This window comes from Micromonospora sp. NPDC048830 (assembly GCF_043198215.1).
Lineage (GTDB): Bacteria > Actinomycetota > Actinomycetes > Mycobacteriales > Micromonosporaceae > Micromonospora.
Map to the genome: position 1 here is coordinate 1 of NZ_JBICUP010000016.1, position 26,184 is coordinate 26,184.

22 protein-coding genes and 1 pseudogene are annotated in these 26,184 nt (G+C 74.7%); 8 read left to right on the top strand and 15 right to left on the bottom strand.

Going from position 1 to position 26,184, the window contains the following annotated elements; translation table 11 throughout:
- Positions 1-302 precede the first annotated feature (302 nt).
- The 5 genes from ACGFIZ_RS15840 to ACGFIZ_RS15860 form a co-directional block, all read right to left on the bottom strand.
- Complete coding sequence (locus ACGFIZ_RS15840) at positions 303-653, bottom strand: DUF2203 domain-containing protein (protein ID WP_393419802.1); 351 nt, start codon at positions 651-653, stop codon at positions 303-305.
- 212 nt (positions 654-865) lie between these two features.
- Complete coding sequence (gene proC, locus ACGFIZ_RS15845) at positions 866-1,684, bottom strand: pyrroline-5-carboxylate reductase (protein WP_347666201.1); 819 nt, start codon at positions 1,682-1,684, stop codon at positions 866-868.
- Positions 1,685-1,756: 72 nt separating this feature from the next.
- Positions 1,757-2,785 (bottom strand): 6-phosphofructokinase, encoded by a 1,029-nt coding sequence (locus ACGFIZ_RS15850; RefSeq protein ID WP_393419804.1) that lies wholly within the window; start codon positions 2,783-2,785, stop codon positions 1,757-1,759.
- 162 nt (positions 2,786-2,947) lie between these two features.
- Positions 2,948-3,451 (bottom strand): pyridoxamine 5'-phosphate oxidase family protein, encoded by a 504-nt coding sequence (locus tag ACGFIZ_RS15855; protein ID WP_393419806.1) that lies wholly within the window; start codon positions 3,449-3,451, stop codon positions 2,948-2,950.
- A gap of 80 nt (positions 3,452-3,531) precedes the next feature.
- Complete coding sequence (locus ACGFIZ_RS15860) at positions 3,532-4,029, bottom strand: polyadenylate-specific 3'-exoribonuclease AS (RefSeq protein WP_393419981.1); 498 nt, start codon at positions 4,027-4,029, stop codon at positions 3,532-3,534.
- A 248-nt stretch (positions 4,030-4,277) separates the two neighbouring features.
- Between ACGFIZ_RS15860 and ACGFIZ_RS15865 the strand changes: the two genes are divergently transcribed.
- Complete coding sequence (locus tag ACGFIZ_RS15865; protein ID WP_073838866.1) at positions 4,278-4,970, top strand: Crp/Fnr family transcriptional regulator; 693 nt, start codon at positions 4,278-4,280, stop codon at positions 4,968-4,970.
- Between the two features lie 173 nt (positions 4,971-5,143).
- Here the strand turns inward: ACGFIZ_RS15865 and ACGFIZ_RS15870 are convergent, their stop codons facing one another.
- Positions 5,144-5,392 carry a hypothetical protein gene (locus tag ACGFIZ_RS15870; protein ID WP_393419808.1) on the bottom strand — a complete coding sequence of 83 codons (249 nt, stop codon included), beginning with the start codon at positions 5,390-5,392 and terminating at the stop codon, positions 5,144-5,146.
- Positions 5,393-5,529: 137 nt separating this feature from the next.
- Here ACGFIZ_RS15870 and ACGFIZ_RS15875 point away from each other — a divergent pair, with 137 nt between their 5' ends.
- Positions 5,530-9,060 carry an ATP-binding protein gene (locus ACGFIZ_RS15875; RefSeq protein ID WP_393419983.1) on the top strand — a complete coding sequence of 1,177 codons (3,531 nt, stop codon included), beginning with the start codon at positions 5,530-5,532 and terminating at the stop codon, positions 9,058-9,060.
- A 7-nt stretch (positions 9,061-9,067) separates the two neighbouring features.
- Here ACGFIZ_RS15875 and ACGFIZ_RS15880 read toward each other — a convergent pair whose 3' ends face one another.
- Positions 9,068-9,778, bottom strand: a complete 711-nt coding sequence (locus ACGFIZ_RS15880) for a lysophospholipid acyltransferase family protein (RefSeq protein ID WP_393419810.1) — start codon at positions 9,776-9,778, stop codon at positions 9,068-9,070.
- Positions 9,779-10,040: 262 nt separating this feature from the next.
- On the opposite strand from ACGFIZ_RS15880, the gene ACGFIZ_RS15885 reads away from it, so the two are divergent.
- Together ACGFIZ_RS15885 and ACGFIZ_RS15890 are read left to right on the top strand one after the other, a co-directional pair.
- Positions 10,041-10,868, top strand: coding sequence for a DUF308 domain-containing protein (locus ACGFIZ_RS15885; protein WP_393419812.1), 828 nt, complete (start codon positions 10,041-10,043; stop codon positions 10,866-10,868).
- 181 nt (positions 10,869-11,049) lie between these two features.
- Positions 11,050-12,468, top strand: coding sequence for a trehalose-6-phosphate synthase (locus tag ACGFIZ_RS15890; protein ID WP_393419814.1), 1,419 nt, complete (start codon positions 11,050-11,052; stop codon positions 12,466-12,468).
- 139 nt (positions 12,469-12,607) lie between these two features.
- Here ACGFIZ_RS15890 and ACGFIZ_RS15895 read toward each other — a convergent pair whose 3' ends face one another.
- The 6 genes from ACGFIZ_RS15895 to ACGFIZ_RS15920 all read right to left on the bottom strand — a co-directional run bounded on the left by ACGFIZ_RS15895 (position 12,608) and on the right by ACGFIZ_RS15920 (position 17,939).
- Entirely contained in the window at positions 12,608-13,402 is a 795-nt protein-coding gene (locus tag ACGFIZ_RS15895; protein WP_393419985.1) for an alpha/beta hydrolase, read from the bottom strand.
- Positions 13,403-13,491: 89 nt separating this feature from the next.
- Positions 13,492-14,898 carry a flavin-containing monooxygenase gene (locus tag ACGFIZ_RS15900; protein WP_393419816.1) on the bottom strand — a complete coding sequence of 469 codons (1,407 nt, stop codon included), beginning with the start codon at positions 14,896-14,898 and terminating at the stop codon, positions 13,492-13,494.
- Positions 14,899-15,024: 126 nt separating this feature from the next.
- On the bottom strand, positions 15,025-15,729 hold the full coding sequence (locus ACGFIZ_RS15905; protein ID WP_393419818.1) for an endonuclease/exonuclease/phosphatase family protein: 705 nt from the start codon (positions 15,727-15,729) through the stop codon (positions 15,025-15,027).
- A gap of 10 nt (positions 15,730-15,739) precedes the next feature.
- Positions 15,740-16,687, bottom strand: coding sequence for an ROK family glucokinase (locus ACGFIZ_RS15910; RefSeq protein ID WP_393419820.1), 948 nt, complete (start codon positions 16,685-16,687; stop codon positions 15,740-15,742).
- 78 nt (positions 16,688-16,765) lie between these two features.
- The gene (locus ACGFIZ_RS15915; protein WP_393419822.1) at positions 16,766-17,440 is read right to left on the bottom strand and encodes a hypothetical protein; all 675 of its coding nucleotides are present in this window, start codon (positions 17,438-17,440) and stop codon (positions 16,766-16,768) included.
- A gap of 43 nt (positions 17,441-17,483) precedes the next feature.
- The gene (locus tag ACGFIZ_RS15920) at positions 17,484-17,939 is read right to left on the bottom strand and encodes an SRPBCC family protein (protein WP_347666189.1); all 456 of its coding nucleotides are present in this window, start codon (positions 17,937-17,939) and stop codon (positions 17,484-17,486) included.
- A gap of 270 nt (positions 17,940-18,209) precedes the next feature.
- On the opposite strand from ACGFIZ_RS15920, the gene ACGFIZ_RS15925 reads away from it, so the two are divergent.
- The 4 genes and pseudogenes from ACGFIZ_RS15925 to ACGFIZ_RS15940 form a co-directional block, all read left to right on the top strand.
- On the top strand, positions 18,210-20,024 hold the full coding sequence (locus ACGFIZ_RS15925; protein WP_393419824.1) for an AMP-dependent synthetase/ligase: 1,815 nt from the start codon (positions 18,210-18,212) through the stop codon (positions 20,022-20,024).
- Positions 20,025-20,104: 80 nt separating this feature from the next.
- Positions 20,105-21,739 carry a GAF domain-containing sensor histidine kinase gene (locus tag ACGFIZ_RS15930; protein ID WP_393419987.1) on the top strand — a complete coding sequence of 545 codons (1,635 nt, stop codon included), beginning with the start codon at positions 20,105-20,107 and terminating at the stop codon, positions 21,737-21,739.
- A 7-nt stretch (positions 21,740-21,746) separates the two neighbouring features.
- A complete protein-coding gene (locus ACGFIZ_RS15935) occupies positions 21,747-22,415 on the top strand; it encodes a response regulator transcription factor (protein ID WP_007072219.1) in 669 nt (222 codons plus the stop codon).
- Between the two features lie 319 nt (positions 22,416-22,734).
- Positions 22,735-23,532: pseudogene (locus ACGFIZ_RS15940) on the top strand (putative bifunctional diguanylate cyclase/phosphodiesterase); the annotation flags it as partial.
- Positions 23,533-23,589: 57 nt separating this feature from the next.
- Here the strand turns inward: ACGFIZ_RS15940 and ACGFIZ_RS15945 are convergent.
- Together ACGFIZ_RS15945 and ACGFIZ_RS15950 are read right to left on the bottom strand one after the other, a co-directional pair.
- Positions 23,590-24,714: a glycosyltransferase family 4 protein gene (locus tag ACGFIZ_RS15945; RefSeq protein ID WP_393419825.1), complete on the bottom strand. Its 1,125-nt coding sequence runs from the start codon at positions 24,712-24,714 to the stop codon at positions 23,590-23,592.
- Entirely contained in the window at positions 24,711-25,970 is a 1,260-nt protein-coding gene (locus ACGFIZ_RS15950; protein WP_393419827.1) for a M48 family metallopeptidase, read from the bottom strand. Before ACGFIZ_RS15950 ends, ACGFIZ_RS15945 begins: the two co-directional genes overlap by 4 nt.
- Positions 25,971-26,184 lie beyond the last annotated feature (214 nt).

A 26,184-nucleotide genomic window follows, 5' to 3' on the forward strand; every position in this document is an offset into this window, starting at 1 on the left:
TTCAGTGTGGGGCGTCGGTCGCGTCCGCCGCCCCACGTCCACCACTCGTGCAGCAGGTTCCACATCGCACGGGCCGCGTGGCCCTGAACGTCGAGCGCGGCGGCCTGCTCCGCAGTGGGGCGAGGCGACGTACGTATCCGTGGTTGATCTTCACGACGCGCCTGTCTTCCTCCACGGCCGCTCCCACTCGGCCGCGTCCCCGACGACCGCGCGACGCACCTGGATCACGACCGCAGACGGTACCCGGCGCCGCCGCGCCCCGGGCAGCGGGAGGTGAGCTCCACCGGGGACGCCTGCCCTTTTCACACCCGGCGGCGGCCGGCGAAGCCGCAGTCGGCCCGGTGGTACCAGCTCACGTCGGCGTCCCCCTCCAGCCAGCACCACAGCACCGGACGGCCGTCGCGCTCGCCGGGGAGGTCGAGCAGCACCGGGGCGAGGCCCTTGATCTGGATGTCGTGCTCGCGCAGTTCCTCGACGACCGCGTGCAGCCGCGCCTCCAGGCCCTTGCCCTCGGCCAGGCCGCCGAGCGGGCTCGGTCGCCCGCCGGCCAGGTCTGCGCGCAGCTCGGCCAGGTCGGCCCGGAGCCGGATCAGCTCGTCGATGCGCGGGTGCAGGGTGGCCACGAGGTGACGGGCCTGGGCGAGCGTGAACACCGCGCCAGTATGGTGCACCCGGCGGGAACGCGACGCCCCCGCGCCGGCACCCCACAACTTCACGGAAGTTGCGCCCTCCAGGCGGCGGCACGCCACAACTTCGCGGAAGTTGCGCCCTCCAGGCGGCGGCACGCCACAACGTCCGCGAAGGTGTACGCATCCCTGACCGCGCGACACGGCCCCGTGGGTGCGGAGTCGCCGCGTACGCCGGATCAGCCGGACTGGGCGGCCAGCTCGCGGGCGCGGTCGCGCGCGGCCTCCAGCGCGGCGAGCATGGCGGCGCGGACGCCGTGGTTCTCCAGCTCCCGCACCGCGGAGATGGTGGTGCCGGCCGGCGAGGTGACCGCCTCGCGCAGCTTGACCGGATGCTCGCCGGAGTCGCGCAGCATCACCGCCGAGCCGATCGCGGTCTGCACGATCAGCTCGTGGGCCACCTGGCGGGGCAGGCCGAGCAGGATCCCCGCGTCGATCATGGCCTCGACCAGCAGGTAGAAGTACGCCGGCCCGGACCCGGAAAGGGCGGTCACCGCGTCCTGCTGGGACTCGGGGACCCGGATCGTGGCGCCGAGCGGCTTGAACATCTCCTCGGCGAGCGCCAGGTGCGCCCCGGTCGCGTGGACGCCGGCCGAGATGGCGCTCATCGCCTCGTCGACCAGGGCCGGGGTGTTGGTCATCACCCGGACCACCGGGGTGCCCGCCGGCAGCCGGCGGCTGAAGAAGGTGGTCGGCAGGCCGGCACAGAGCGAGATCACGAGCTTGTCGGCCGGCACCTTGGGACCGATCTCGTCCAGCAGCCCGGCCGCGTCCTGGGGCTTGACCGAGATGGCGAGCACCTCCGCCTCGTCCACCGCGGCGAGGTTGTCCACCACCCGTACGCCGTACCGGGCGGCCAGCTCCTCGGCGCGGCTGGGCCGCCGCGCGGTGGCGAGCAGCCGCTCCGCCGGCCAGCCGGAGCGGAGCAGCCCGGAGAGCACCAGCTCGCCGATCTTGCCGGCCCCGATCACCGCGACCGTGTGGACTGCGGGTGACATTTCCGCCGTACCCCTTCCGGGTTCGGGCGCGGCGCGGCGGACCGCTCGGGGCCGCCGCGCCGCCGCCGTCGGTCAGCTGCCGAAGAAGACCTCGGCCTCGGCGTACCGCTCCAGCGGCACGGTCTTCAGCTCGCGGGTCGCCTCGGCCAGCGGAACCCGGACGATGTCCGTGCTCTGCATGGCCACCATCTTGCCCCAGTCGCCCTCGTGCGCCGCGTCGATGGCCTGCAGGCCGAGGCGGGTGGCGAGCACCCGGTCGAAGGCGGTCGGGGTGCCGCCGCGCTGGATGTGGCCCAGCACGACCGTCCGCGCCTCCTTGCCGGTCTTCGCCTCCAGCTGCTCGGCGAGCCACTGGCCGATGCCGCCGAGGCGGACGTGGCCGAACGCGTCCAGCTCCTGGTTGTGCAGCACCATCTGGCCGTCCAGCGGCTGGGCGCCCTCGGCGACCACGACGATCGGGGCGTACTGGTGCTGGAAGCGCTTCTCGACGTAGCCGGCGACCTGGTCGACGTCGAACTGCCGCTCCGGCAGCAGGATGACGTTGGCGCCGCCGGCCAGGCCGGCGTGCAGGGCGATCCAGCCGGCGTGCCGGCCCATCACCTCGACGACCAGGGTGCGGTGGTGGCTCTCCGCGGTGGTGTGCAGCCGGTCGATCGCCTCCATGGCGATGTTCACGGCGGTGTCGAAGCCGAACGTGTAGTCGGTCGCGCCGAGGTCGTTGTCGATCGTCTTCGGCACGCCGATGACGTGGACGCCCAGCTCGTGCAGCTTGGTGGCGACGCCGAGGGTGTCCTCGCCGCCGATCGCGATCAGCGCGTCCACGCCCTGCGCGGCGAGGTTCTCCTTGATCCGCTCGACACCGTTCTCGATCTTGAAGGGGTTGGTCCGGGAGGAGCCGAGGATGGTGCCGCCCCGCGGCAGGATGCCCCGCACCTCGGCGATACCCAGGGGCTTGGACAGGCCCTCCAGCGGGCCCTTCCAGCCGTCCTGGAAGCCCACGAACTCGTGGCCGTAGCTGGCGACGCCCTTGCGGACCACCGCCCGGATTACCGCGTTCAGACCCGGGCAGTCGCCGCCGCCGGTGAGCACGCCGATACGCATGATCTGCTCAACCTCCTGAGCATCAGGTAAAGCCCGATTTGCCCCAGGATATGTGTCAGATCAGACCATCGGCGTCGTTGCCGGCCCGGGGCGGGCCGTCAGTGCGCACTGTAGCCGCCGCGCCGGTACGCCGCCCGCGCGCCCCGGGCGGTCGCCCACGGCTCAGAATTCCACCTCGCGGTTCTCCCCGGGCCTCGGCCGCCGCTGGAGGACCGGCGCCGCGTCCGGGTCGAGCAGGTCCACCCGGGGGCCGTCCGGCGCCGCCCAGAACGCGACGGAGGAGACGTGCACCCGCAGCAGGGTCAGCCCCGGGGTGTCCGGCCCGTCCGGGAACCAGGTCCGAAGCGGCGCGGTCCACAGCCGCCGCGCGCGGTCGGGGTCGTACGCCTCCTGCGCCGTGCCGGAGGCGCAGACCCAGGCGGCGCTCCGCTGGTCGGTGAACGCCACGTTGACCTCCGGGTTGACCCGGATCTGGCGGACCTTGGCCGAGTCGGCGTACGAGAAGAACCACAGGTCGCCGTCGAACTCCGTCCCCTGCAGCGCCATCGGCCGGCCGGTCAGCCGCCCGTCGAGCCGGAAGGTGACCAGCACGCAGGTCCGGGCGGCGCGGACCAGCTCGGTGACCCGGCGCCGGGCGTCGGCGGCGCGGGCCCGCTCACTGCTCATCGCGATACCCCCTCGATCGGCTGGACGTCGATCCGGTGCCCGGGACGGATCGGGTCAAACCTCCCGGCGGCGGGCCGACGTCAGCGGACGGTCATCGCGCGCCAGCGGGCGAGGTTGTGCCGGGCGTCGACCAGGGCGTCGTGCCGGGCCGCCGCGGCGGGCGGCAGCCTCGGCCGGCCCCGGTCGTCCCAGAGTTGCCGCAGCTCCTTGGTGAACCGCGGGATCTCCCGGGGCAGCGCCGGCATCGCCCCCCACAGCTGGGCCAGTACGACGTGGTCGTACGCCGCGTACCAGGCCCACAGCTCCAGCTCCTCGTCCGGCCGACCGCGGATCGGCTCGACCAGGAACTCGTAGAGGTCGTCGCGGATGCGCTCCCGCGAGCGCCAGGACCGGTCGGCCGGCGAGGGGAGCTTGTCCAGGACATTGCGCCGCACCCAGGGCACGGCGCGGGAGTCGTCGAACTCCGTGGACACGGCGTAGAACTCGCGCCCGTTCTCGTCGACGACGCCGATCGACACGAGGTCGACCGTGCGTCCGTCCTCGATGAACTCGCAGTCGTAGAAGTAGCGGTAGACCATCACCCGCCATCCTCGCCCACCGGGGCCACCCACCGTCGGCCGGGGCCTCGCCGCGCGCCGGCCGACGCCCTCCGCCGCAGGTCGCGACTGTCACGGAAGTGTCTCCAGGGGTGTACAGCACGCCACTGGGCAGTCATGATCTGATGTGTACCGCTACCGGACGCCGAACCGGTTCAGAACCTCGTACCGGGGGCTGTCAGGTTCACCCGGCTGCGAGTTGTGATCCTTGACCGGGGAGGGGTTGGGCCGTGGAGGTTCGCCTGCCGGAGCCTGGTGACGCGCTCACGGGCGTCGAGATGTTCGCCGGACTCGAGCCGGAGGTGCGCCAGCGGGTGATCGCGGCGGCGGTGCCGCGCACGTACCGCAAGGGCCAACTGCTCTTCGTCGAGAACGACCCGGGCGAGTCGCTCATCGTGCTGCGCCGGGGTGCGGTGGCCGTGTTCCGCACGGCCCCGACCGGGGAGCGGGCGGTGCTGTCGGTGATCCGACCGCCGGACGTGCTCGGCGAGGTCTCCCTCCTGGACGCCTCCACCCGCTCGGCGTCGGCCGAGGCGATCGAGGACTGCGCCGCGCTCGCGCTGTCCCGCCCCGCCTTCATGGAGCTGGTGCACTCCAACCCGCGCATCCTCGACGCCGTGATGCGGTCGCTCGGCGGCCTGATCCGCCGGCTGACGGAGCAGAACGCCGACCACGTCTTCCTGGACCTGCCCGGTCGGGTCGCCAAGACGCTGGTCCGGCTGGCCGGCGAGAGCCAGGCGCCGATGATCACCATCGAGCTGAACCAGAGCCAGCTCGCGGAGATGGCCGGCGGTTCCCGGCAGAGCGTCAACCAGGCCATCGGGTCCTTCGCCAGCCGGGGCTGGCTGCGGACAGAGGGCCGCCGGATCGTGGTCACCGACGTGGCGGCGCTGCGCCGCCGTGCGGGCATGAACGACCGCTGACTCCCCGCCCCCGCCCGGGTCGGGTCACGTCGGGTCGATCATGGACTTGGCGGCGACGACGGCGCGCGGAGCCGCCGTCAACGTCATGATCGACGGAGCGGGACGGCCGGGACGGGACGACGAACGGGGCCGGTGGGTACGCCCCACCGGCCCCGTCTTCGTCCCGCGACCGCTCAGCTGCCCGAGTCGTCCGCCGGCGGCGCGCCCGGGCCGGGACCGATCTTCTTCGGGTCGGTCGTGTCCGTCGTCGTGGTGGTCGTGCTCGTGCCCTCGGCCGGGGCGGTGCCCTTGCCGTCCGGGGTCTCTACCATGCCTAGCTCCTCCAGTGAGGCGAGAGTGACGGCGTCGACGTCAACCGTGTCGCCCGGGGCCCACACGGTCCCCCGCTGGTCCGTCCACTCGGCGGACAGTCGTACGTGCACGGCACTCTCCTGACGATGCATTTTCTGAGTGGAAGGTTAGCCTCGCCCGATCAGCCGCAGGGACCGCCCGGTTATCGGGTAGCCGACTCAACGGCGGCGGCGGGATACTCGGTTGACCTCGCGCTCTGGAGCCGATCATCGACCTCAAGTGTGGACACTGCTCACGCGAAGCCGGTCCGGACGACCGCTTCTGCGGCGGCTGCGGTCAGGCGTTGACCCGCGGTTGCGCGCACTGCGGGCATCCCAACGGGGCCGAGGCCAACTTCTGCACCAGCTGCGGCCAGCCCCTGCGCGACCGGCCCGTCGCGGTGCAGGAGGATCGCCGGCAGGTCAGCGTGCTGTTCGTCGACATCGTCGACTTCACGACGTACGCGGAGCGGGCCGACCCGGAGCAGGCGCGCGGCCTCCAGCAGCGCTACTTCGCGACGGTGCGCCGGCTGGTGCACCAGTACGGCGGGGTGGTCGAGAAGTACATCGGCGACGCGGTCATGGCGCTGTTCGGGGCGCCGGTGGCCACGGACAACGACGCGCTGCGCTGCGTCCGGGCGGGGCTGGAGCTGCAGCGCAACCTCGCCCGCCAGCCCGCCGGCCCGCACCCGCCGCTCGGGTTCCGGGTCGGGATCGCCACCGGCGAGGCGCTGGTCGACCTCGCCGCCGCCCGCGACGGCGGGCAGGGGTTCGTCACGGGCGACGTGGTGAACACCGCCTCCCGGTTGCAGTCCCTGGCGCCCCCGGGCGGGGTGGTGGTCGACGAGAGCACCTGGGCCGCCACCCGACACGACATGGAGTACGCCGACCGGCCGCCGGTCACCCTGCGGGGCCGCTCCACGGTCAGCCGGATCTGGCTGGCCGTCCGCGCCCTGCCGCAGCGGGACCTGAGCGCCGCCGAGCTGACGCCGATGGTCAACCGGGAGCACGAGCGCGGCCTGCTGGTCAACGCCCTGCACCGGGCGGTGAACGAGCGCACCTCCCAACTGGTCACCGTTTTCGGCCCCGCCGGGGTGGGCAAGAGCCGGCTGCTGCGGGAGCTGGCCCGGCACGCCGCCAGCCTGCCCGGGCCGCCGGTGACCTGGCTGGTCGGGCAGTGCCCGCCGTTCGGCGAGAACGTCACGTACGCCGCGCTCGCCGACATCGTGCGGGCGTGGGTCGGCGTGCCGGACGTCGACGACCCGGTGGCGTTCCGCGACCGGCTGCGGCAGCGCCTGGGCGCGCTGGCCGACCCGCACGCCGTACGGCTGGCCGACTCGCTCGGCCCGCTGATCGGCCTGCCCGGCGAGCGGCTCACCCCGGGCGAGACCGAGGCGTCCTGGCGGCGGTTCCTGCTCAGCCTCGCCACGGCCGGGCCGACGGTGCTGGTGTTCGAGGACATGCACTGGGCCGACCAGGCCATGCTCACCTTCGTCGAGCAGCTGGGCGCGGCAGCGCGGGCGGTGCCGCTGCTGGTGGTGGCCACCGCCCGACCCGAGCTTCGGGAGCGGCACCCGGCGTGGACCGGGACGATCAGCGGAACGATGTCGATCTCCGTGCCGCCGATGCACGACGACGACATCGACACCCTGTACTCGCTGCTGCTCGGGCAGGCCGCGCTGCCGCCGGAGTCCCGGGCGCCGCTGATCGAGTTCGCCGACGGCAACCCGCTCTACGCCCAGGAGTACGCCCGGATGCTGCTCGACGGCGGGCTGCTCGGCGCCCCCGGGGCGGCCGGGCACCCCGACCCCGCCGGCGCCTCCGGCATGCCCCGGACGGTGCAGGCGGTCATCTCCAACCGGCTCGACCTGCTCGACGCGTCCGACCGGGCCGTGCTCCAGGCCGCGGCCGTGGTCGGCGTGCAGTTCTGGCCGGGGCCGGTGGCCACCGCGCTGGGCCGGCCGGTGGAGTGGGTCGAGCGGGCGCTGGACCGGCTGCAACGCCGGGACCTGGTGTACGAGCAGCCGAGCTCGACCCTGCCCGGCCAGCAGGAGTACCGGTTCCGGCACATCCTGGTGCGGGACGTCTGCTACCAGCGGCTGCCCCGGGCCGAGCGGGTGCTGCGCCACCAACGCACCGCGGACTGGCTGGAGCAGGTGAGCGACGGCCGGCAGCACGACCTCGTGGAGGTGCTGGCCAACCACCGCTGGGCGGCGCACGAGATCGCCCGGACCGTCGGCCTCGACACCGGCCCGTACGCCCCGGCGGCCCGCGCCGCCCTGCACCGCGCCGCCCGGCGGGCGTACGCGCTGCACGCGCTGGACACCGCCGCCACGCTGGTGGGTCGGGCGCTGGCCCTGGCCGGCGAACCCGACGCCGCGCTGGAGCTGTTCCAGGCCGAGCTGGCGTTCTACCGCGACGGCGACGCGTTCCTGGTCGACGGCGGGACGGACACGTTGACCCGGCTGGCCGAGCGGCTGGGCGCGGCCGGGGAGCGGACGGGCGCGGCCCGGGCGTGGACGCTGCTGGCCACCGCCGCCTGGAGCCGGGCGGACCGCGCCGAGACGCTGCGCTGCCTGGACCGGGCGATCGGCATCTACGCCGACCTGCCCGACACGGAGGAGAAGGCGGGGGCCCTGCTGGAGCTCGCCCGGGTGCACATGCTCAACGCCGAGACCGAACCGGCGTGCGCGGCGGCCCGGGCGGCGGCCGCCATGGCCGAACGGCTCCAGCTGCACGAGGTCAGCGCGAGCGCCCGGATCACCCTCGCCGTCGCCCGCTACCTGTGCGGCATGGCCGAGGCGTACGCCGAGCTGACGGAGATCACCGAGCACTGCCGGGTGGAGCGGCTGACCAGCCGCCGGCGGGCGGTGCACAACCTGGCCTGGGCGTTGCAGGAGGAGGGCGACCTGGCCGGCTCGGCCCGGCTGGTGGACGAGCAACAGTCGCTGGACCTCGGCGGGGAGCACAGCCTGGCGACGAGCTTCGAGGACCAGTGGGCCCGGGCGTACTACGCCGGGGAGTGGGGGCCGGCGTCGGCACTGGTCGCCGAGTCGACCCGGCGGCCGACCGCCGAGTGGGATTTGCACATCGTCGCCGTGTCCGGCTGGATGCGAACGCTGCGGGAGGAGCCGGAGCCGGCGACGGCCGAGCAGCCGGCGGCGGGCCGCCCGGCGGCCGGACCGGCACCGGACGCCCCGGAGCAGGGTGCCGGGACCGACCAGGTGGCGCGGGCGGTGGCGGCGGCCCGGCGGTCCGGCTTCCACCGGGTGCTGCGCTCGACGCTGGCCCACGCCGCGCTCTGCCGCGCGGTGCAGGGGCGCGCCGAGGAGGCGCTGCGGCTGCTGACCGAGCTGGACGACGACTGGCGCAAGACCCGGATGATCCCGTTCGCCGAGTGGGTTCCGGCGGTCGGGCACGTCGCCGTGGTGCTGGGCGACGAGGCGGCCCGGCTGGTCCGTGACCTGCTGGCCCACGCGCCCCGGACGACGCCCTGGGCGCGGGCCGCCGGGCAGGCGGTGGAGGCGACGCTGGCCCGCTCGGCCGGCGACGCCGCGACCGCCGCCGAACTGTTCCGGGCGGCGGCCCGGAGCTACCGACGGATGGGCGACGCCACCGATCACATGATCGCGACCGCCCTCGCCGTGCCGACGTTGCGCGAGGTGGACCCGCGGGCCGCGGCGGAGGCGCTGACCGAGGTGCGCGAGTTCGCGGCCCGCAACCAGGCGCCCGGGCTGCTGCGGCTCGCCGAGGCGGGGTGAACGGCCCTCAGACGGCGACGGGCCGGCGCGGGGGCGGTTCGGCGGGCTGGGAGTTCTTGACCTTCTGGGCGTAGACGTCGACGTACTCGCGCCCGGACAGCTCCATCAGCTCGTACATGATCTCGTCGGTGACGGCGCGCTCGACGAACCGGTCGCCCGCCAGCCCCGCGTACCGGGAGAAATCCAGCGGCGCGCCGAAGCGGATGCGGACCCGCTCGACCTTCGGGATCAGTTTGCCGGGCGGCTGGATCTCGTCGAGGTTGAGCATCACCACGGGGACGACCGGGGCGCCGCTCTCCAGCGCCAACCGGGCCACCCCGGTCTTGCCCCGGTAGAGCCGGCCGTCGGGCGAGCGGGTGCCCTCCGGGTAGATCCCGGCGATGCCGCCGGCCCGCAGCACCCGCAGCTGGGTGTCCAGCGCCGCCTGCGCGGCCCGGCCGCCGGAGCGGTCCACGGGGATGGTGCCGGAGCCGACGAAGAACATCTTCGTCAGCCAGCCCTTGATCCCCTTACCGATGAAGTACTCGGCTTTGGCGATGAATGTGACTTTTCGCTTGACGACCAGCGGGGTGAAGATCGAGTCGGAAAAGGAGAGGTGATTGCTCGCCAGGATGACCGGCCCCGTGTCGGGGACGTGCTGCAGCCCCTCGACCTGTGGGCGGAAGATCAGCCTCAGCAGCGGGCCGAGGATGATGTACTTCATCAGCCAGTACAGCACCGGTGTCCTTCCCGAGAGGTGGCGGCGACGCCACCGCGGCCGGGGCCGTGCCAGGCCCACGGGGCGCGCCCGGCGGCCCGCGCGGGTGCCGTCGGCGAGCGGGGACTGTCGAGGTGTGAGCCTACGAACCGGGAGCGGCACGCCACAACGCACTCCCGGAACCGGCCCCCGACGTGTCACGATTCAGGGCACGGCGTACGAGCGACGCACCGGAAGGTGCCATGAGGATTCGCACCGGCAGGTGCGATGAGGAGGTTGTCCGGTGTCAGCGGGTGGGGCCCGCCGGGGGCGGCGGGACAACGGGCTCGACGCGAGCGAGTACGCCGTCGCCGGTGACGTGGACCCCCGCGTCGGCGAGCACCTGCTCGACGTGCTGGCCGCCGGCGGCATCGCCGCCTACCTCCAGCCCTCGGCCGACCTGAACCCGGTCACCCGCACCACCACCGTCCCGGCCCGGCCGGTGGACCGGCTCTACGTGGACCGTTCCCACCTGACCACGGCCCGCGACTACCTCAGCCAACTGGCCGAGGAGACCCCCGCCGAGCAGCCCCGCGACGAGCCGGACGTGGAGGCCGAGTGGGCGCGGATCGTGGCCGCCTTCCACGCCTCCCCCGCCGCGGGGGCCACCCCGTGGCCCGCCGCCGAGGACATCGACGACGACCCCCGGCCGAGCCCGGACGCCACCGCCCGGGCCGGCACGGACGAGGGCGCCACGGCCACCGACGTACGCCGGCTGCCCTGGGCCGCCGACGTCTCGGGCGTCTCCGTCGGCGGGGGCCGGCAGGACGAGCCCTCGCTGCTGGACGGGCTGGACACGTTCGGCGCGGACCTGCCCGACGACCCGGACGAGGGGTACACCCCGCCGCCGCCTCCCCCGCTGCCCCGGATCTCCAAGTACGCCGTGGTCGGCGTGCTGGGCATCCTCGTCGGCTTCGTGCTCTTCCTGAAGCCCTCGCTGCTGCCGGTCGACTCGTCCGTGGTCACCCTGTTCGGCTTCACCGGCATCCTCGCCGGCTTCGTGACGCTGATCTGGCGGTTGCGCCCCGGCGACTCCGACGACTACGACCCGGACGACGGCGCGCGGGTCTGAGCGGCAGGCCGGACACGGCCTCCCGCCGCCCGCGTCCGGGCACCCCACCCCGCCGCGCCGGACAGGCGTGACAGTGGTGTAACTTGCTGTCAGTAGGAATACCGCTGTACGTCACTTACCCCACTGACTGGCCGGTTTCCCTGCTCGTGGCGGTCGGTCTCTGCTGATCGGAATGCCCGAGATGCGACAGAGTTCCCTCGTGGTGGTGGCCAACCGCCTTCCCATCGACGACAGTGTGGCGCCCGACGGCGCCTGCGAGTGGCGACGCAGCCCCGGCGGGTTGGTGAGCGCCCTGCACCCCCTCCTCCGACACACCCCGGCCACCTGGGTCGGCTGGGCCGGCGGGACCGGGCCGGCGCCGCGCCTGCCCGACGTCGACGGCGTACGGTTGCACACCGTGCCGCTGAGCCCCGACGACCTGCGCGACCACTACGAGGGGTTCGCCAACGCGACCCTGTGGCCGCTGTACCACGACGCCGTCGAGCAGCCGGAGTACCACCGCCGCTGGTGGGAGGCGTACCAGCGGGTCAACCAGCGGTTCGCCGACGCCACCGCCGAGGTGGCCGAGCCCGGCGCGGTGGTGTGGGTGCAGGACTACCACCTGCAACTGGTCCCCGGCCTGCTCCGGGAGCTGCGCCCCGACCTGCGGATCGGCTTCTTCCTGCACGTGCCCTTCCCGCCGCCCGAGCTGTTCATGCAGCTCCCCCGCCGGGCCGAGTTGCTGCGCGGCATGCTCGGCGCCGACCTGATCGGCTTCCAGCGCGCCCACGCCGCGCACAACTTCGCCCAACTGGTGGCGAAGGTGCTGGAGCTGCCGGCGACCGACCGGCGGGTCGACGTGGGCGACCGGGTGGTGCGGGTCGGCGCCTTCCCGGTCTCGATCGACACGGCCGAGATGGCCGCGCTGGCGGCCCGCCCCGACGTGGCGGCCCGGGCCCGGCGGCTGCGCCGGGACCTCGGCGACCCCGACCACGTGATCCTCAGCGTGGACCGGATGGACTACACCAAGGGCATCGAGCAGCGCCTCAAGGCGTACAGCGAGCTGCTGGCCCACGGGCACATCAAGGTGCCGCACACGGTGCTGGTGCAGGTGGCGGTGCCCAGCCGGGAGCGGGTCGGCCAGTACCAGGTCCTGCGGGACCGGGTGGAACACCAGGTCGGCCGGATCAACGGCGAGTTCGGTCGGGTCGGCGAGCCGGCCATCCACTACCTGACCCAGCCGCCCGACCGGGCCGAGCTCGCCGCGCTCTACCGGATCGCCGACGTGATGGCGGTGACCCCGCTGCGGGACGGGATGAACCTGGTCGCCAAGGAGTACGTGGCGGCCCGGGTGGACGACACCGGGACGCTGCTGCTGAGCGAGTTCGCCGGCGCGGCGGCCGAACTGCCGCAGGCGTACCAGGTCAACCCGCACGACCTGGAGGGGCTCAAGCAGGGACTGCTCGCGGCGCTGCGGGCCGACCCGGCCGACGCCACCCGCCGGATGCGGGCGATGCGGGCGCACCTGCTCGCCAACGACATCCGCGCCTGGGCCCGCTCCTACCTCACCGCCCTCGACGACGGCGACTCGCTGCCGACCCGCCTGACCCGCACTGGGTGACGCGCGGCCGGCGGTCACGGGCCCGATGCCGCGATGTCGGCGGCATGGCGGCATCCGGGCCGCGCGGATGCCGCGACATCGCCGACATGGCGGCATGCGCGCCGCGCGGATGCCGCGACGTCGGCGACGTCGGGTGGGGTCAGGCCTGCGCCTGCTCCTTCCCCAGCCAGTCGAGGATCGCGTCGACCGGCTCCCGCCAGCGGGCGTCCAGCATCAGGTCGTGGCCCATGCCGGGGAAGAGCAGCGGGGCGCCACCGTGCCGCCGGGCCGCCCGGGTCAGCGCGGCCGGCGGGACCACCCGGTCGTCGGGGCTGCCCAGCACCAGCACCGGCGGGTCGCCCACGGCCGGCTCCGGGGCGCGGTGGGTGAGCAGCTGCCACTGCGCCCGCCGGCTGGCCCGCCCGAGCCGGGAGACGTACCGGCGGGCGTCGGCGTCGGGCAGTTCCCGGCTGAACAGCTGCCGACGGCTCAGCCGCAGCCGCCCGCCGACCAGGGCGGGCAGGGTGCCGACTGGGTTGCGGCGCAGCGCGGTGGCCAGCGTCGCCCAGTCGCCGAGCACCGGCGCGACCAGCACCGCCGCCCGGGCCGGGTAGCGGGCCAGCGCGTGCCGGACCACCAGGGCCCCGGCGCCGTGCCCCACCAGCACCGCCTGGCGCGGCAGGCCCGCCGCCACCTGCGTCACGTCGTGGGCGTACGCCCGCAGCGTCGCCTCCGGCGCCGGCTCGCTGCCGCCGTGCCCGCGCAGGCTCAACGCGTACGCCGGGAAGCCGCGCGTGGCGGCGTGCTCCAGCCAGTGCTCGGCGAACGCCCAGGCGCCGTGCCCGAAGCCGGGCACGAAGAGCAGCGGCGCGCGGCCCTGCTCCACGGCGGGCGTCGCGCTGATCACCTCGCGGCGGGCCGGGCGGACCGGGCGGGCCCACTCCCGGCCACGCATGAGCCGCGGCAGCTGCGCCTGGGTCGTCACCGGTGCCTCATTTCGTTCGCGACTGCGGGACTCCGCTGCGCTGCGTTCCTCGCGCTCACCTACCTGCCCTCCAGGGTGTGCAGGGCGCGCTGGAGCGCGCGCAGGTAGTCGGCGTGGCCGGCCTCGAACCAGTGCCGGCTGCTGTCCTTGACCCTGCCCGAGTACCGCTCCCCGACGCCGGCCGCCGCCCGCTTCGCGAACGCGGCGGCCCGCTCCGGCCGGGTGACGCGCTGCCGCAGCAGCCGGGCGAAGAGCACGGTCTGCCAGTGCGCCAGGGTGAACACGCCGGAGTCCGGCTGCAGCAGGCCGACGACGGCGAGCGTCGGGTGCCCGGGGGCGAAGGCGTTGAGCCACAGCCGGGGCCGGCCGGAGCCGTCGACGTCGCCGAGCAGCCCCGGATCGAGGAACTCGAAGCGCGGCAGGTAGCCGGTGGCGAACACGACCAGCTCCGGGTCGACCTCCCGGCCGTCGGCCAACTCCACGGCCTTGGCGTGGAACCGGGTCACGTCCGGCACGGGGGTGATCTCGCCGTGGCCGACGTAGTAGACCAGCTGACTGTTGGCGATCGGGTGCGTCTCGTACACCCGGTGGTCGGGCTTGGGCAGGCCGAACCGGGTCAGGTCGCCGACGGTCAGCCGCAGCGTCCAGTGGTAGAGCCACTGCCGTACGCGCAGCGGCACCCGCAGCGCGACCAGTGAGTCGTTGACCTGGTCGGCGGGGCGGCCGAAGACGTACTTCGGGGCGTACCAGTAGCCGCGGCGGGTGGAGTGCCAGCAGTGGGACGCCTGCTGGGCCGCCTCGACCGCGATGTCGCAGCCGGTGTTGCCGGCGCCCACGACGAGCACCCGCTTGCCGCGCAGCTGCGCCGGGTCCTTGTACGACGAGGCGTGCATGACCTCGCCGCGGAACTCCTCCAGCCCCGGATAGGACGGCAGCTTCGGCGACCAGTTGTGGCCGTTGGCGACGACCACGGCGGCGTACCGGGAGGTGCGCTCCGGGCCGTAGCCGCCGGTGCTGCGGGTCGTGACGTCCCACCGGTCGCCGTCCACCGGTTCCACCCGGACCACCTCGGTGCCGAACCAGATGTGCTGCCGCAGGTCGAAGTGGTCGGCGTAGCGCTCGAAGTAGGACAGCAGCTGGCTGTGGTGCGGGTAGTCCGGCCAGTCGTCGGGCATCGGGAAGTCGGGGAACTGGGTGAACGGCCGCGACGAGATCAGGTGGGTGCTGGCGTAGACCGGGCTGCGGTCGTGTCGCCAGTTCCACGCGCCGCCGACGCCGGTCTCCCGCTCGTAGCAGTCGACGCCGAAGCCGTGCTCCTTGAGGTTCTTCACGGCGGTCAGGCCGCTGGCCCCCGCCCCGATGACGCAGACCGTGTCGCCCCGGTCGGAGACCGGGCGGCCGTCCCGGGTCAGGGCGAGCGTCGTCGCTTCCGGCTCGGGGCGGCCGGGGTCGGTGGAGGGGGACACCGGATATCTCCTTCGTGCGGCACGGGTGCCGGATCGCTGCGGGTATCCGCCGGGTCGTGCGCGAAATCCTTCCCGCAACCCGACCGGTTTGTCCAGTCCGAGGGGGCGCGGGGCCGGCCGGGCCGGTCAGCCGGCGGCCGGCAGCCGCAGGTCGGCCAGCAGGGGGAAGTGGTCGCTGGCGCGGCGGGTCAGCGGGGTGTCCACCACGTCGTAGGCGACCACGGTGATCCGCGGGTCGACGAAGAGCGCGTCGATGCGCTCGCGCGGGCTCGCGCACGGGTAGGTGTGCCGGTCGACGCAACCCGTCGCCGCCGCCACATCGGTCAGCCCGTCGGCCACCGTACGCCAGGCCGCGCCGCCCGGTCCCTCGTTGAGGTCGGCGCCGGCCACCACGGGCAGGTCGGCCGCCGCCAGCTCCCGCTTGAACGCCGCGGCCTGGGCCGGGCGTTCCGCCGGATCGGTGGACAGGTGCGAGCCGGCCAGCAGAAACCGGGCGCCGCCGACGCGGCACTCGGCGTACGCGGCGCCGCGCATGTGCCGGCCGGGGGTGAGCGGGTAGCGCTGGCACCGGGTGGCCAGCACCCGCACCCGCAGGCTCGTCAGCAGCAGGTTGCCCAGCGCGGGCAGCCCGCCGGCGGCGACCACCAGACCGAACGACGCGGCCAGGGTGGCGGACTTCTGCCGCCACCGGAACCGCCGGGGAGCCTCCTGGAGGATCACCACGTCGGGGGCGGCCTCGCGGACCACGGCCGCCAGCGCCGCCGTGTCGTCGCGCTGGCTGTGGATGTTGTACGACAGGACGCGCAGCGGCACGCCCGCGGCCTCCGTCACCCGGCCCGCCTCAGATCCGGCGGGCCAGGTCGGCGGCGCCGATCACGCCGGCGGTGTTGCCCAGTTCGGCCGGGCGCACCTCGGCCACGGGCAGCCGGCGGCGCTGGGCCAGCGCCTCGGCGAAGGACCGCCGGGTCGGGCCGAGCAGCAGGTCGCCGGCATCGATGACGCCGCCGCCGACGACCAGCACCTGCGGATCGAGGATCTGCGCCATGTCGGCGAGGCTCGTGCCGAGCCAGCGCCCGACCTGGGCGAACGCCTCGGCGGAGACGGTGTCGCCGCGCTGGGCGGCGGTGGTCACCATCGGGCCGGTGATCGCCTCGGCCACGCCGCCGGCCAGCTCCAGCAGGAGGGTGGCCCGGTGCGGCTCCTGCCGGGCGGCGGCGCGGGCGAACCGGACCAGCGCGCTGCCGCTCGCGTACTGCTCGATGCAGCCGAGCCGGCCGCAGCCGCACAGGTGACCCTCGGGGACGGTGAGCATGTGGCCCAGCTCGGCGGCGATGCCGTGGGCGCCGCGGACCAGTTCGCCGCCCAGCACGATGCCGCCGCCGACGCCGGTGCCGATGGTAAACATGACCATCGAGTCGTCGGCGTCGCGGGCGGCGCCGTAGCGGAACTCGGCCCAGGCGGCGACGTTGGCGTCGTTCTCCACGATCACCGGCAGCCCGGTGGCGTTGCCGACGTACGCGCGCAGCGGCTCGTCGCGCCAGGCCAGGTTGGGGGCGAAGAGGACGGTGGAGCGGCTGGCGTCGATCCAGCCGGCGGCACCGATACCGACCGCCTCGACCTGCCGGCCCATCGCCAGCTCGGTGACCACGTCGATGATGACGTCCCGGGTCTTGGCCACGTCGTCGGCGGGGGTGTCCCGACGGGCCTGCGCGAGAACCCTGCCGGTGTCGTCGACGACACCGCCGGCCACCTTCGTGCCACCGACGTCGACTCCGATGGTCAGCGTCACCGCTGCCACTCCCCTCTGCTGTGCTGCCCGGCCACCGTCACGGCGGACCGCCGCGGGGTGGATCGGGATGTCCGGTGGTCAGGCACCGTCGCCTGGTGGGTCCGCGCCGACGTCGCCGGGTGCCCGGGAGGCGGGCACCACGGGTCGGACGGCCGGCGGCCGGGCGGGCCCCGGCGCGTCCGGCCCGGCGTCGTCGGCGGGCGGCACGACGGCACCGGGAGCGGCCGCGCCCGCCTGTCGGGTCGCGGCGGACCAGACGTCCCGCTCCGGTGCCGGCTGAGAATCATGCCGGGTGCGGGTGGCCTCGCGCCATACCTGGTCGTCCGCCGGATCCCGCCGGTCGGCTGTCGGCGGCGCCGTGGCGGGCTCCGCCGGGTGCGACGCGGGCTCCCCGGCCGAGGCGAAGGCGCGCAGCAGGCTGGCCACGCCGGCCGCCAGGTCACCCGCCCCGGTCGCCAGCCGCTCGGCGAATTCGGGGCTCGGGTCGCGCAGGGCGGCGATACCCCGACAAACCGGGCACACGCAGCACTCCGGCGTGCCCGTGGCGAATCCGCCGGACCCGCCGGCGTTCCCCGGCCCGGTGCCGCCAGCACCGTGACCGAGAACACTCGACACGATCCCACCCAGTGCACCCCACGGCCCCGCCGCGGAGCCGGAGCCCGCGGCCGCACCGGCCAGCCGGGCCGCCGCGAGCACCGTGGCGATCAGCCGCTCGGCCTCCTCCCGGGCCGTGCCCGGATCCGTACCCCCCATGGTCGGCTCCTCTACCGTGACGACCGGGGCGCCGCCGGCCGCGTCACCGCGCCGCACCGGCTTCTTCTACCCGGCGCTTGAGTTGCTTCAACGCCGCATCCATGATCATTTTCTCGGCCTTGCGGCGGAACATGCCGAGCATGCCGACGGACAGCTCCACCTCCAGGGTGTACGTCACGGTGGTCGTGCCGTCCGGGTTGCCGACCAGGTCGTACGACCCGCGCTGGGAGCGCTGCATCCTCGACGGGGCGACCAGGTGCCACTCGATGCGGGTGAGGTCCTCCGCGTACTCGTAGGCGAGCACGTACTCGTCGGCCATCACCCCGGCGTCGATGGTGAAGCCCACCTGGCTGGCGTAGCCGTCCTCGTACTCCTCGACCACCTCGGCCCGCCGCACCGCGTCGGCCCACTCGGGGTAGCGCGCGAAGTCACAGATCACCGCCGCCACCTGGTCCGGTGACGCGCCGACGACGATCGACTGGGTGGAGGAGTCCGCCATGGGGGGAGGCTACCCGGCGGGGGTGGCCCCTGCCCCGGTCCACCCCCGTCACGCGCCGGTCCCCGCATCCGCGGCCTCCGCCGGGTGGGGCCCGCCGTGACCGGCGTAGGGATCAAGCCTGACCGCCCGGAGCCGGGCACGGCGGGCCCCACCCCACCGCACCCGGCCGTCGGCCTCGTACCGCCCCCCACCTGCCCGGGCGGGTAGGTTTCGACAGAGCGACCCATCCGGGGCCCGCCCGCCCGGCCAGTGCGAGCACGAGGAGTGCAGGTGCGCGAGTTCTCCGTTCCGCCGATCGTCACCGTCGGGGACGCGGCCAACCTCACCGACCCGGTCTGGGACAACGCCGAGGCCGCCCCGGACGCGGTCCAGTTCGTCCGCCCCGCCGGCTCGGTCGGCCAGCCGGGCCGGGCGTGGGCCGACGTGACCTGCCGGCAGTTCCGCGACGAGGTCGTCGCCGTCGCCCGGGGCTTGGTCGCGGCCGGGATCTCCCCCGGCGACCGGGTCGCCCTGATGAGCCGCACCCGGTACGAGTGGACCCTCGTCGACTACGCCGTCTGGGCCGCCGGCGCGGTCACGGTGCCGATCTACGAGACCTCCAGCGCCGACCAGGCCGCCTGGATCCTCGAGGACTCCGGCGCGGTGGCCGTCGTGCTGGAGACCGACCACCACACCGCCCTGGTCGCCGGGGTCCGCGACCGGATGCCCGGGCTCGCCCACGTCTGGCAGATCGAGCAGGGCGCGGTGGACCAACTGGTCACGGCGGGCGCCGAGGTCGACCCGGCGGAGATCGAGCGGCGACGCAGGGCCGTCCGGTCCGGCGACATCGCCACCATCATCTACACCAGCGGCACCACCGGCCGCCCCAAGGGCTGCGTGCTGACCCACCGCAACATGTACGCCGACATCGCCAACGCGGTGCCGGTGCTGCCGAACCTGTTCAACGCGGGCGCGGCGACCCTGCTGTTCCTCCCCCTCGCACACGCCTTCGCCCGGCTCATCCAGATCGGCGTGGTGCAGGCCCGCGCCACGATGGCCCACTGCGCCGACACCAAGCACCTGGTGGCCGAGCTGCAGGAGTTCAAGCCGACCTTCGTGCTGTCGGTCCCCCGGGTGTTCGAGAAGGTCTACAACGGCGCCCGGCAGAAGGCCGAGGCGGACGGCAGGGGCAGGATCTTCGACCGGGCAGAGCAGGTCGCCGTCGCGTACAGCGAGGCGCTGGAGCGGCCGAGCGGCCCGGGCCTGGCGCTGCGCGTACAGCACGCGGTGTTCGACAGGCTGGTCTACCGCAGGCTGCGGGCCGCCCTCGGCGGCCGGTGCCGCGACGCCATCTCCGGCGGCGCCCCGCTGGGCGCCCGGCTCGGCCACTTCTTCCGGGGCATCGGCGTGACGGTCCTGGAGGGGTACGGGCTGACCGAGACCTCCCCGGCCGCCGCCGCGAACCTGTCCGGCGCCACCCGGATCGGCACGGTCGGGCGGCCCCTGCCCGGCGTGACCATCCGGATCGCCGACGACGGGGAGATCATGATCTCCGGCGACCTGATCTTCCAGGGGTACTGGCGCAACGAGGAGGCCACCGCCGAGGCGCTCACCCCGGACGGCTGGCTCCGCACGGGCGACCTGGGGCAGCTCGACGCCGACGGCTACCTGAGCATCACCGGCCGGAAGAAGGAGATCATCGTGACCGCCGGCGGCAAGAACGTCGCCCCGGCGCTGCTGGAGGACCAGGTCCGGGCGCACCCGCTGGTGAGCCAGTGCGTGGTCGTCGGCGACCGGCAGCCGTTCATCGCCGCGCTGGTCACCATCGACGAGGAGGCGCTGCCGAGGTGGCTGGCCGCGCGCGGCCGCCCCGAGGACACCCCCGTCGAGCGGCTGCGCGACGACGAGGAACTGCGCGCCGAGGTGCAGGGCGCGATCGACCAGGCCAACCAGTCGGTCTCCCGGGCCGAGGCGATCAAGGTGTTCCGGATCCTGCCGCACGACTTCACGGAGGCGACCGGGGAGCTGACCCCCTCGCTGAAGGTCAAGCGCCAGGTGGTGCACGAGTCGTACGCGGCGGAGATCGCCGACATCTACCGACGCTGACTACCATCCGTCACGTGCCCGACTCCTCGACACCCGCCCGGCCCCCCACGCAGCCACTCGCCGCCGCGTCCCGGGTGGTCATGCTCGCGCTGGTCGCCGTCCTGACCCTGTTCGTGACCCGCGACGCCGGCCAGCTCTGGTGGATCGCCCTGCTGGGCCTCGCCGGGCTGCCCGCCGTGCTCGCCCCCCAGCACCGGATGCTCGGCCCGCTCAGCCGGTTCGCGGAGGTGGTGGTGCTGGGCCTGGCCGCGAGCCAGGTCGCCGCCGTGTCCTCCCTCGGCGGCTCGGTCCACGGGCTCGGCGCCGGCGCCTCGGCCGTGCTGCCGTACCTCGCCGTCCCGGTGACCGTGACGGCGCTGCGCCGCCGGTTCCGCGAGGGCGGCGCGCTGCTCGCCGTCACCGCCGCCACCCTGCTGCTCAGCGCCGCGCTCACCGAGGTCGACGGCGGCCGGCAGCTCGGCCAGATCGGGTACCTCGCGGTCTGCGCCCAGTGGCTGATCCTGGCCGGGCTCGGGCTCTTCACCGCCGGCACGCTGCACCGGGTGATCCGGATCCGCGGCGAGGGCAAGCCCCAGCCGTACGCCGAGGCGACCCGGCTGCTGACCCAGCTGCGTACGGTCGCCCGGCAGCTCCCCGGGGCCACCCTCGACCCCGGGGGCATCTCCGAGCACCTGCTGGAGGAGCTGCGCGTGGTGGCCCGGGCCGACCGGGCGGCGGTGCTGTCCGCCAGCGGCGGCGGCCGGCTGGTGGTGCTCGCCCAGGTGGGCGTGGACCGGGTGGACTGGGAGACCACGCTCGACGCCGACTCGGCGATCGCCGACGCCTGGGCCAGCCAGCAGCCGCAGACGGCGGCCCGCTCGCAGGCCCGCTCACACACCCGCGGGGACGTCTCGGCGCTGATCGTGCCGCTGATCGCCGGGGTCCGCACGGTCGGGCTGGTGGTGCTTGAGGCGGACGCGGCGCACGCGTACCCGCCGCCGGTGGTGTCCCGGGCGACCGCGCTGACCCGTCCGGCCGCGCTGCGCCTGGAGGCCGCGCTGCTGTTCGACGAGGTGCGGTCGCTGGCCACCAACGAGGAGCGGCAGCGGCTGGCCCGGGAGATCCACGACGGGGTCGCCCAGGAGCTGGTCATGGTCGGGTACGGCATCGACAACGCGCTGGCCACCGTGCACGACGACGCCGAGGAGACCGCGGAGTCGCTGCGCACCCTGCGCCAGGAGGTGACCCGGGTGATCACCGAGCTGCGGCTGAGCCTGTTCGAGCTGCGCAGCGAGGTGGACCGGCAGGGCGGCCTGGCCGCCGCGATCGCCGAGTACGCGCGCACCGTCGGCGCGTCCGGCGGCCTGCGGGTGCACCTGTCGCTGGACGAGTCCACGGCGCGGCTGCCCGCGGCCACGGAGGCGGAGCTGCTGCGCATCGCGCAGGAGGCCGTCACCAACGCCCGCAAGCACGCCGGCGCGTCGAATCTGTGGGTGACCTGTGAGGTGGACCCGCCGTACGCGCAGATCGAAGTGTCGGATGACGGTCACGGTATTCCCGACCAGCGGCCGGACGGGCGCTACGGTCTTGCGATCATGGCCGAGAGGGCGGAACGTATCCGGGGCCGGTTGGAGGTCAGGCCGCGACAGCCCACCGGGACGACGGTGGCGGTGGTTCTCGGCGCCTCGCCCCGGCGCGATAAGGTGCGCGGCAGCACAGCAGCAGAAGGGGAGTAACGCGAGGATGACCACAAGTCCCACACCGGCCACCCGCACCAAGGTCCTCCTTGTCGACGACCACGACCTCATCCGCAAGGGGTTGCGGCACGCCTTCGAGCGAGACCGGCAGTTCGAGGTCGTCGGTGAGGCCGCCACCGCCGCCGAGGGCGTCCGGCAGGCCGGTGCCCTCCAGCCGGACGTGGTGATCATGGACCTGCGGCTGCCCGACGGCAGTGGCCTCGAGGCCACCCGCGCGCTGCGCAAGTCCAGCGCGTCGATGGGCATCGTCGTGCTCACCATGTACGCCGGCGACGACCAGCTCTTCGGGGCCCTGGAGGCGGGGGCGAGCGCGTTCGTGCCGAAGACGGCCCCCGCCGACGAGGTGGTGGCGGCCGCCCGGCATGCCGCCTCCTCGCCCAGCGCCTTCACGGCGGCCGACCTGGCCGAGGCGATGAAGCGGCGGCTCGCCCCGTCGGGCCCGCAGCTGTCGCCCCGCGAGGGCCAGGTGTTGCGGCTGCTCGCCGACGGGATGAGCGTGGCCGGCATCGCCAAGCAGCTCTTCGTCAGCGAGTCGACGGCCAAGACCCACATCTCGAAGCTCTACGAGAAGCTGGGCGCGGCCAACCGGGCGCAGGCGCTGATGACCGCGCTGCGACTGGGCCTGCTGGAGGCCCCGGACGCCCCGAAGTTCTGACGGCCCCTCGCCCGTCACGTCGGGCAGGGGGATTCGACGCGGGCCGGCGGGTCCGGTCGACGGGACCTCGGCGACGGACGGCTCAGGCGCCGCTGGCCGCCCTGGCCACAGGCCCGGGCGGCCAGCATCGCGCCGGTCGCGGCTGCGCCGACGCGTACTTGGTCACCCGGGCACGGGGCGGGCAAAATGTCCGGGTGACCCGCTTACCTGCCGGTGACCCAGGCCCAGCTGGAGGCGCTGCTGCAACGGCTCACCGACCGGCTGGCCCAGGCGCTGGAGGCCGAGCCGCTGGACCTGCGCGCCGGGCACCAGGTGGGTCTCGGTCGCCGACCGGCTGCGCCGGGCCCTCGGGGAGCACCTGGTCGCCCGCCTCGGCGGCGACGAGTTCGTCATCCTGGTCGAGCGCACCGGGTGCACCGACGACGTGGTGAAGGTGACCGAGGCCGCGTTGGCGGCGGTGAACGAGTCTGCGCTGATCGACGGGCACGAGCTGTGCTTGTCGGCCAGCATCGGCATCGCGGAGTGCCCGGTGGCCGGCACCACCCCCGTCGACCTGATGCGGGCCGCCGACGCGACCCTGCACTGGGCCAAGGCGGACGGCGGCGCCCGCTGGTCGCTGTACGACGCCGAACGCAGCCGCCGCGAGCTGGCCCGGCACGCGCTGTCCACGGCGATCCCGGCGGCGCTGGAGCGCGGCGAGTTCTACCTGGACTACCAGCCGCTGACCTCGCTGTGCGACGGCACCGTGCTCGGGGCGGAGGCGCTGGTCCGCTGGCGGCACCCGGAGCTCGGCGAGCTGCGCCCGAACAGCTTCATCGGGCTGGCCGAGGAGACCGGGCTGATCGTCCCGCTCGGCGGGTGGGTGCTCGCCGAGGCGTGCCGGGAGGCGCAGACCTGGGCGAGCGCGGGGCCGGCCGCGCCGTTCGTCAGCGTGAACCTGGCGGTCCGGCAGGTGCACCGGCCGGGGCTCGTGCAGGAGGTGCGCGGCGTGCTCGAACGCACCGGCCTGCCGCCGGGGCGGCTCCAGCTGGAGATCACCGAGAGCACCATGATGAGCGCCGACGAGGAGCCGGTGCGGGCCCTGCGGGTGCTGGCCGACCTCGGCGCCGACATGGCGGGGTTCCGGCGCGTTGGACACCGCCATGTCGGCGACATGCCGTCGATCAACCCCGGCTCAGCCGGCCAGCAGGGTCGCCAGCCGGGCGGCCTGGGCCTCCCAGCGCCACTCCCGCTCCACCCACGCCCGACCGGCAGCGCCGAGCTGACGGGCCAGGTCCCGGTCGGCGAGCAGCGTGGCCACCCGGTCGGCGAGCTGGGCGACGTCGCGGCCGGGGACGACGTACCCGGTCTCCCCCGCGCGGACGGCGTCCGGGGCCCCGCCGGAGTCCCCGGCCACGACCGGCAGGCCCGTCGCGGACGCCTCCAGGTAGACGATGCCGAGCCCCTCGACGTCCAGGCCGCGGTTGCGGGTGCGGCAGGGCATGGCGTACACGTCGCCGGCCGCGTAGTGGGCGGGCAGGTCGGCCGCGGGCACCGAGCCGGTGAAGACGACGTCCCGCTCGACGCCGGTCTGCCGGGCCAGCTTCTCCAGGGTGCCCCGGTACGGCCCGCCGCCGACGACCAGCAGCGCCGCGTCGGGCACCCGGCGGCGGATCTCCGGCATCGCCCGGATCAGCATGTCCTGACCCTTGCGGGGCACCAGCCGGGAGACGCACACCACCACCGGCCGGTCGGCCAGCCCGAGCCGGGCGCGGACCGGCTCCCCGTCCACGCCCGGGTGGTACGTGTCGACGTCGACGCCCGGCGCCAGCCGGTGCAGCTCGGTCACCCCGTGCAGCGCCCGCTCCAGCCGGACCCGGGTGTACTCGCCCAGGTACGTGACCACGTCCGCGCCCCGGCCGATCCGGCGCAGCGCGCTCCGGGCGCCGGGCAGCGCCGCCCAGCCCACCTCGTGCCCGTGGGTCAGGGCCACCACCCGACGGATCCCGGCGCGCCGGCGCAGCCCGGCGGCGAGCAGCCCGAGCGGGGCGGCCGCCCCGAACCAGACGCTGTCGCAGTCGTACGTCCGGGCCAGCCGGGCGGCCCGGCGGGCGACCAGCGGGGTCGGCAGCAGCACCTCGGTGCGCTCCCGCACCACCTCGAACGGCTGGTCGGCGTCGAACTTGTCCGCTCCCCGCCAGCTCGACGCGTACACCACCACCGAGCCGGCGGGCTGGCGTACGGCGAGGTTGTGCACGAAGGACTGGATGCCGCCGGGACGGGGCGGGAAGTCGTTCGTGATCAGCAACGTCCGACTCACCGGCCGGCCTCCCTGGCGTGGGCGCGGGCGGCGGCGATCCGTTCCACGGTGGACGGGTGCGACGCCGAGTAGAGGTACTCCCAGCGGGGCGGGTCGGGGTCGGCCAGGTTGGCCCCGGACAGGCGGCGCTGCATCGCCTCGAAGGTGGCCGGGTCGCCGGTGAGGGCGAGGGCGTGCGCGTCGGCCCGGGCCTCGATCCGCCGGGAGACCAGCGCCTGGGCCGGCGCGGCCACCAGCCCGGCGACCGTGACCAGCGCGACGAGCAGCGGAAAGGCCCTGGGTTCGGCGATCGAGTCGACGCCGGCCAGGCGCAGCAGCGGGCCGGCGGAGCCGAGCAGGTAGAGTGCGACCACGGCCAGGGCCGTGCCCAGCGCCCCGGTCAGGGTGCCGGTCCACACGTCGCGGTCCTTCGCGTGGCCCAGCTCGTGCGCCACCACGCTGGTCACCTCCGCCGGGGTCGCCTCGCGCAGCAGCGTGTCGTACACCACGACGCGGCGGGTCGGGCCGAGCCCGGAGACGTACGCGTTGACGGCCCGGGTGCGCCGCGAGGCGTCGGCGACAAGCACGTCGCGTACGGGCACCCCGTCGCGGGCCGCCATGGTCATCAGTTCCGTGCGCAGCGGGCCCTGCTCCATCGGGGTGAACCGGTTGAACACGGGCTCCACCAGCACCGGCAGCACGAACGACAGCAGCACCACCAGCGCCGCCGCCCCGGCCGCCCCGAACGCCCACCACCAGCGCGGGGCGAGCCGGGTGACGGCGTAGAAGCCGAGCAGCGCCAGCACGCCGATCACCGCGCTGACCGCGTACGACTTGAGCAGGTCGGCGGTCCAGCCGCCCCAGCCGTTGGTGGCGAGCCCGTGCCGGGTGAGGATCGCGTGCCGCCAGGCGGAGAAGGGCAGAGTGAGCAGGTCGGCGACGAGCAGCACGGCGAGCCCGCCGAGGACCGCCTGGGCGACCCAGTGGCCGCCGAAGGGCCGGCCGGCCAGTTCCACCAGGCGACCGCCGAGCGGGGTGAGACCGAGGCCCAGGGCCACCAGCAGGCCGACCGCCAGCGCAGCCCAGCCGCCGGGGCGCAGCGCGGCCCGGAAGGCCCGGCCCCGGGCGACCTGCTCGACGGGGAGGTCACGCAGCGCGGCGAGCTGGTCGGCGCGCGGGGCCGGCGGCCGGTGCCAGGGCACCAGCACCGCGGCGGCGACGACCAGGGCGACGGCGAGCCCGACGAGCGTGATCACCGCCCAGCCGCGCGGCGTCACCGCGCCACCCTGGAGCGAGCGGCCGGCGCGGCGCCGCGCGCGCCGCCGTCGCGTCGTACTCGCATCATGCCGTCGCTCCTCCCGTCGAGAGCGCCCATCCTATGAGGCAGGCTCCGCCGACGGCGACGTGACGGCGATGTGGCGGCGACGTGACGGCGGCCACGGTCGCCCCTGCGGCGGTGGACGTCAGGTGGCGTCCCTGTGGAGCTGCCCG

What these genes read in the sequence shown, in the direction of transcription:
- proC (WP_347666201.1), bottom strand. Translation starts at nt 1,684, where the DNA reads ATGTCACCCGCAGTCCACACGGTCGCGGTGATCGGGGCCGGCAAGATC.
- ACGFIZ_RS15850 (WP_393419804.1), bottom strand. Translation starts at nt 2,785, where the DNA reads ATGCGTATCGGCGTGCTCACCGGCGGCGGCGACTGCCCGGGTCTGAAC.
- ACGFIZ_RS15855 (WP_393419806.1), bottom strand. Translation starts at nt 3,451, where the DNA reads ATGAGCAGTGAGCGGGCCCGCGCCGCCGACGCCCGGCGCCGGGTCACC.
- ACGFIZ_RS15860 (WP_393419981.1), bottom strand. Translation starts at nt 4,029, where the DNA reads ATGGTCTACCGCTACTTCTACGACTGCGAGTTCATCGAGGACGGACGC.
- ACGFIZ_RS15890 (WP_393419814.1), top strand. Translation starts at nt 11,050, where the DNA reads ATGCGACAGAGTTCCCTCGTGGTGGTGGCCAACCGCCTTCCCATCGAC.
- ACGFIZ_RS15895 (WP_393419985.1), bottom strand. Translation starts at nt 13,402, where the DNA reads ATGCGTGGCCGGGAGTGGGCCCGCCCGGTCCGCCCGGCCCGCCGCGAG.
- ACGFIZ_RS15915 (WP_393419822.1), bottom strand. Translation starts at nt 17,440, where the DNA reads ATGGGGGGTACGGATCCGGGCACGGCCCGGGAGGAGGCCGAGCGGCTG.
- ACGFIZ_RS15920 (WP_347666189.1), bottom strand. Translation starts at nt 17,939, where the DNA reads ATGGCGGACTCCTCCACCCAGTCGATCGTCGTCGGCGCGTCACCGGAC.
- ACGFIZ_RS15930 (WP_393419987.1), top strand. Translation starts at nt 20,105, where the DNA reads ATGCTCGCGCTGGTCGCCGTCCTGACCCTGTTCGTGACCCGCGACGCC.
- ACGFIZ_RS15935 (WP_007072219.1), top strand. Translation starts at nt 21,747, where the DNA reads ATGACCACAAGTCCCACACCGGCCACCCGCACCAAGGTCCTCCTTGTC.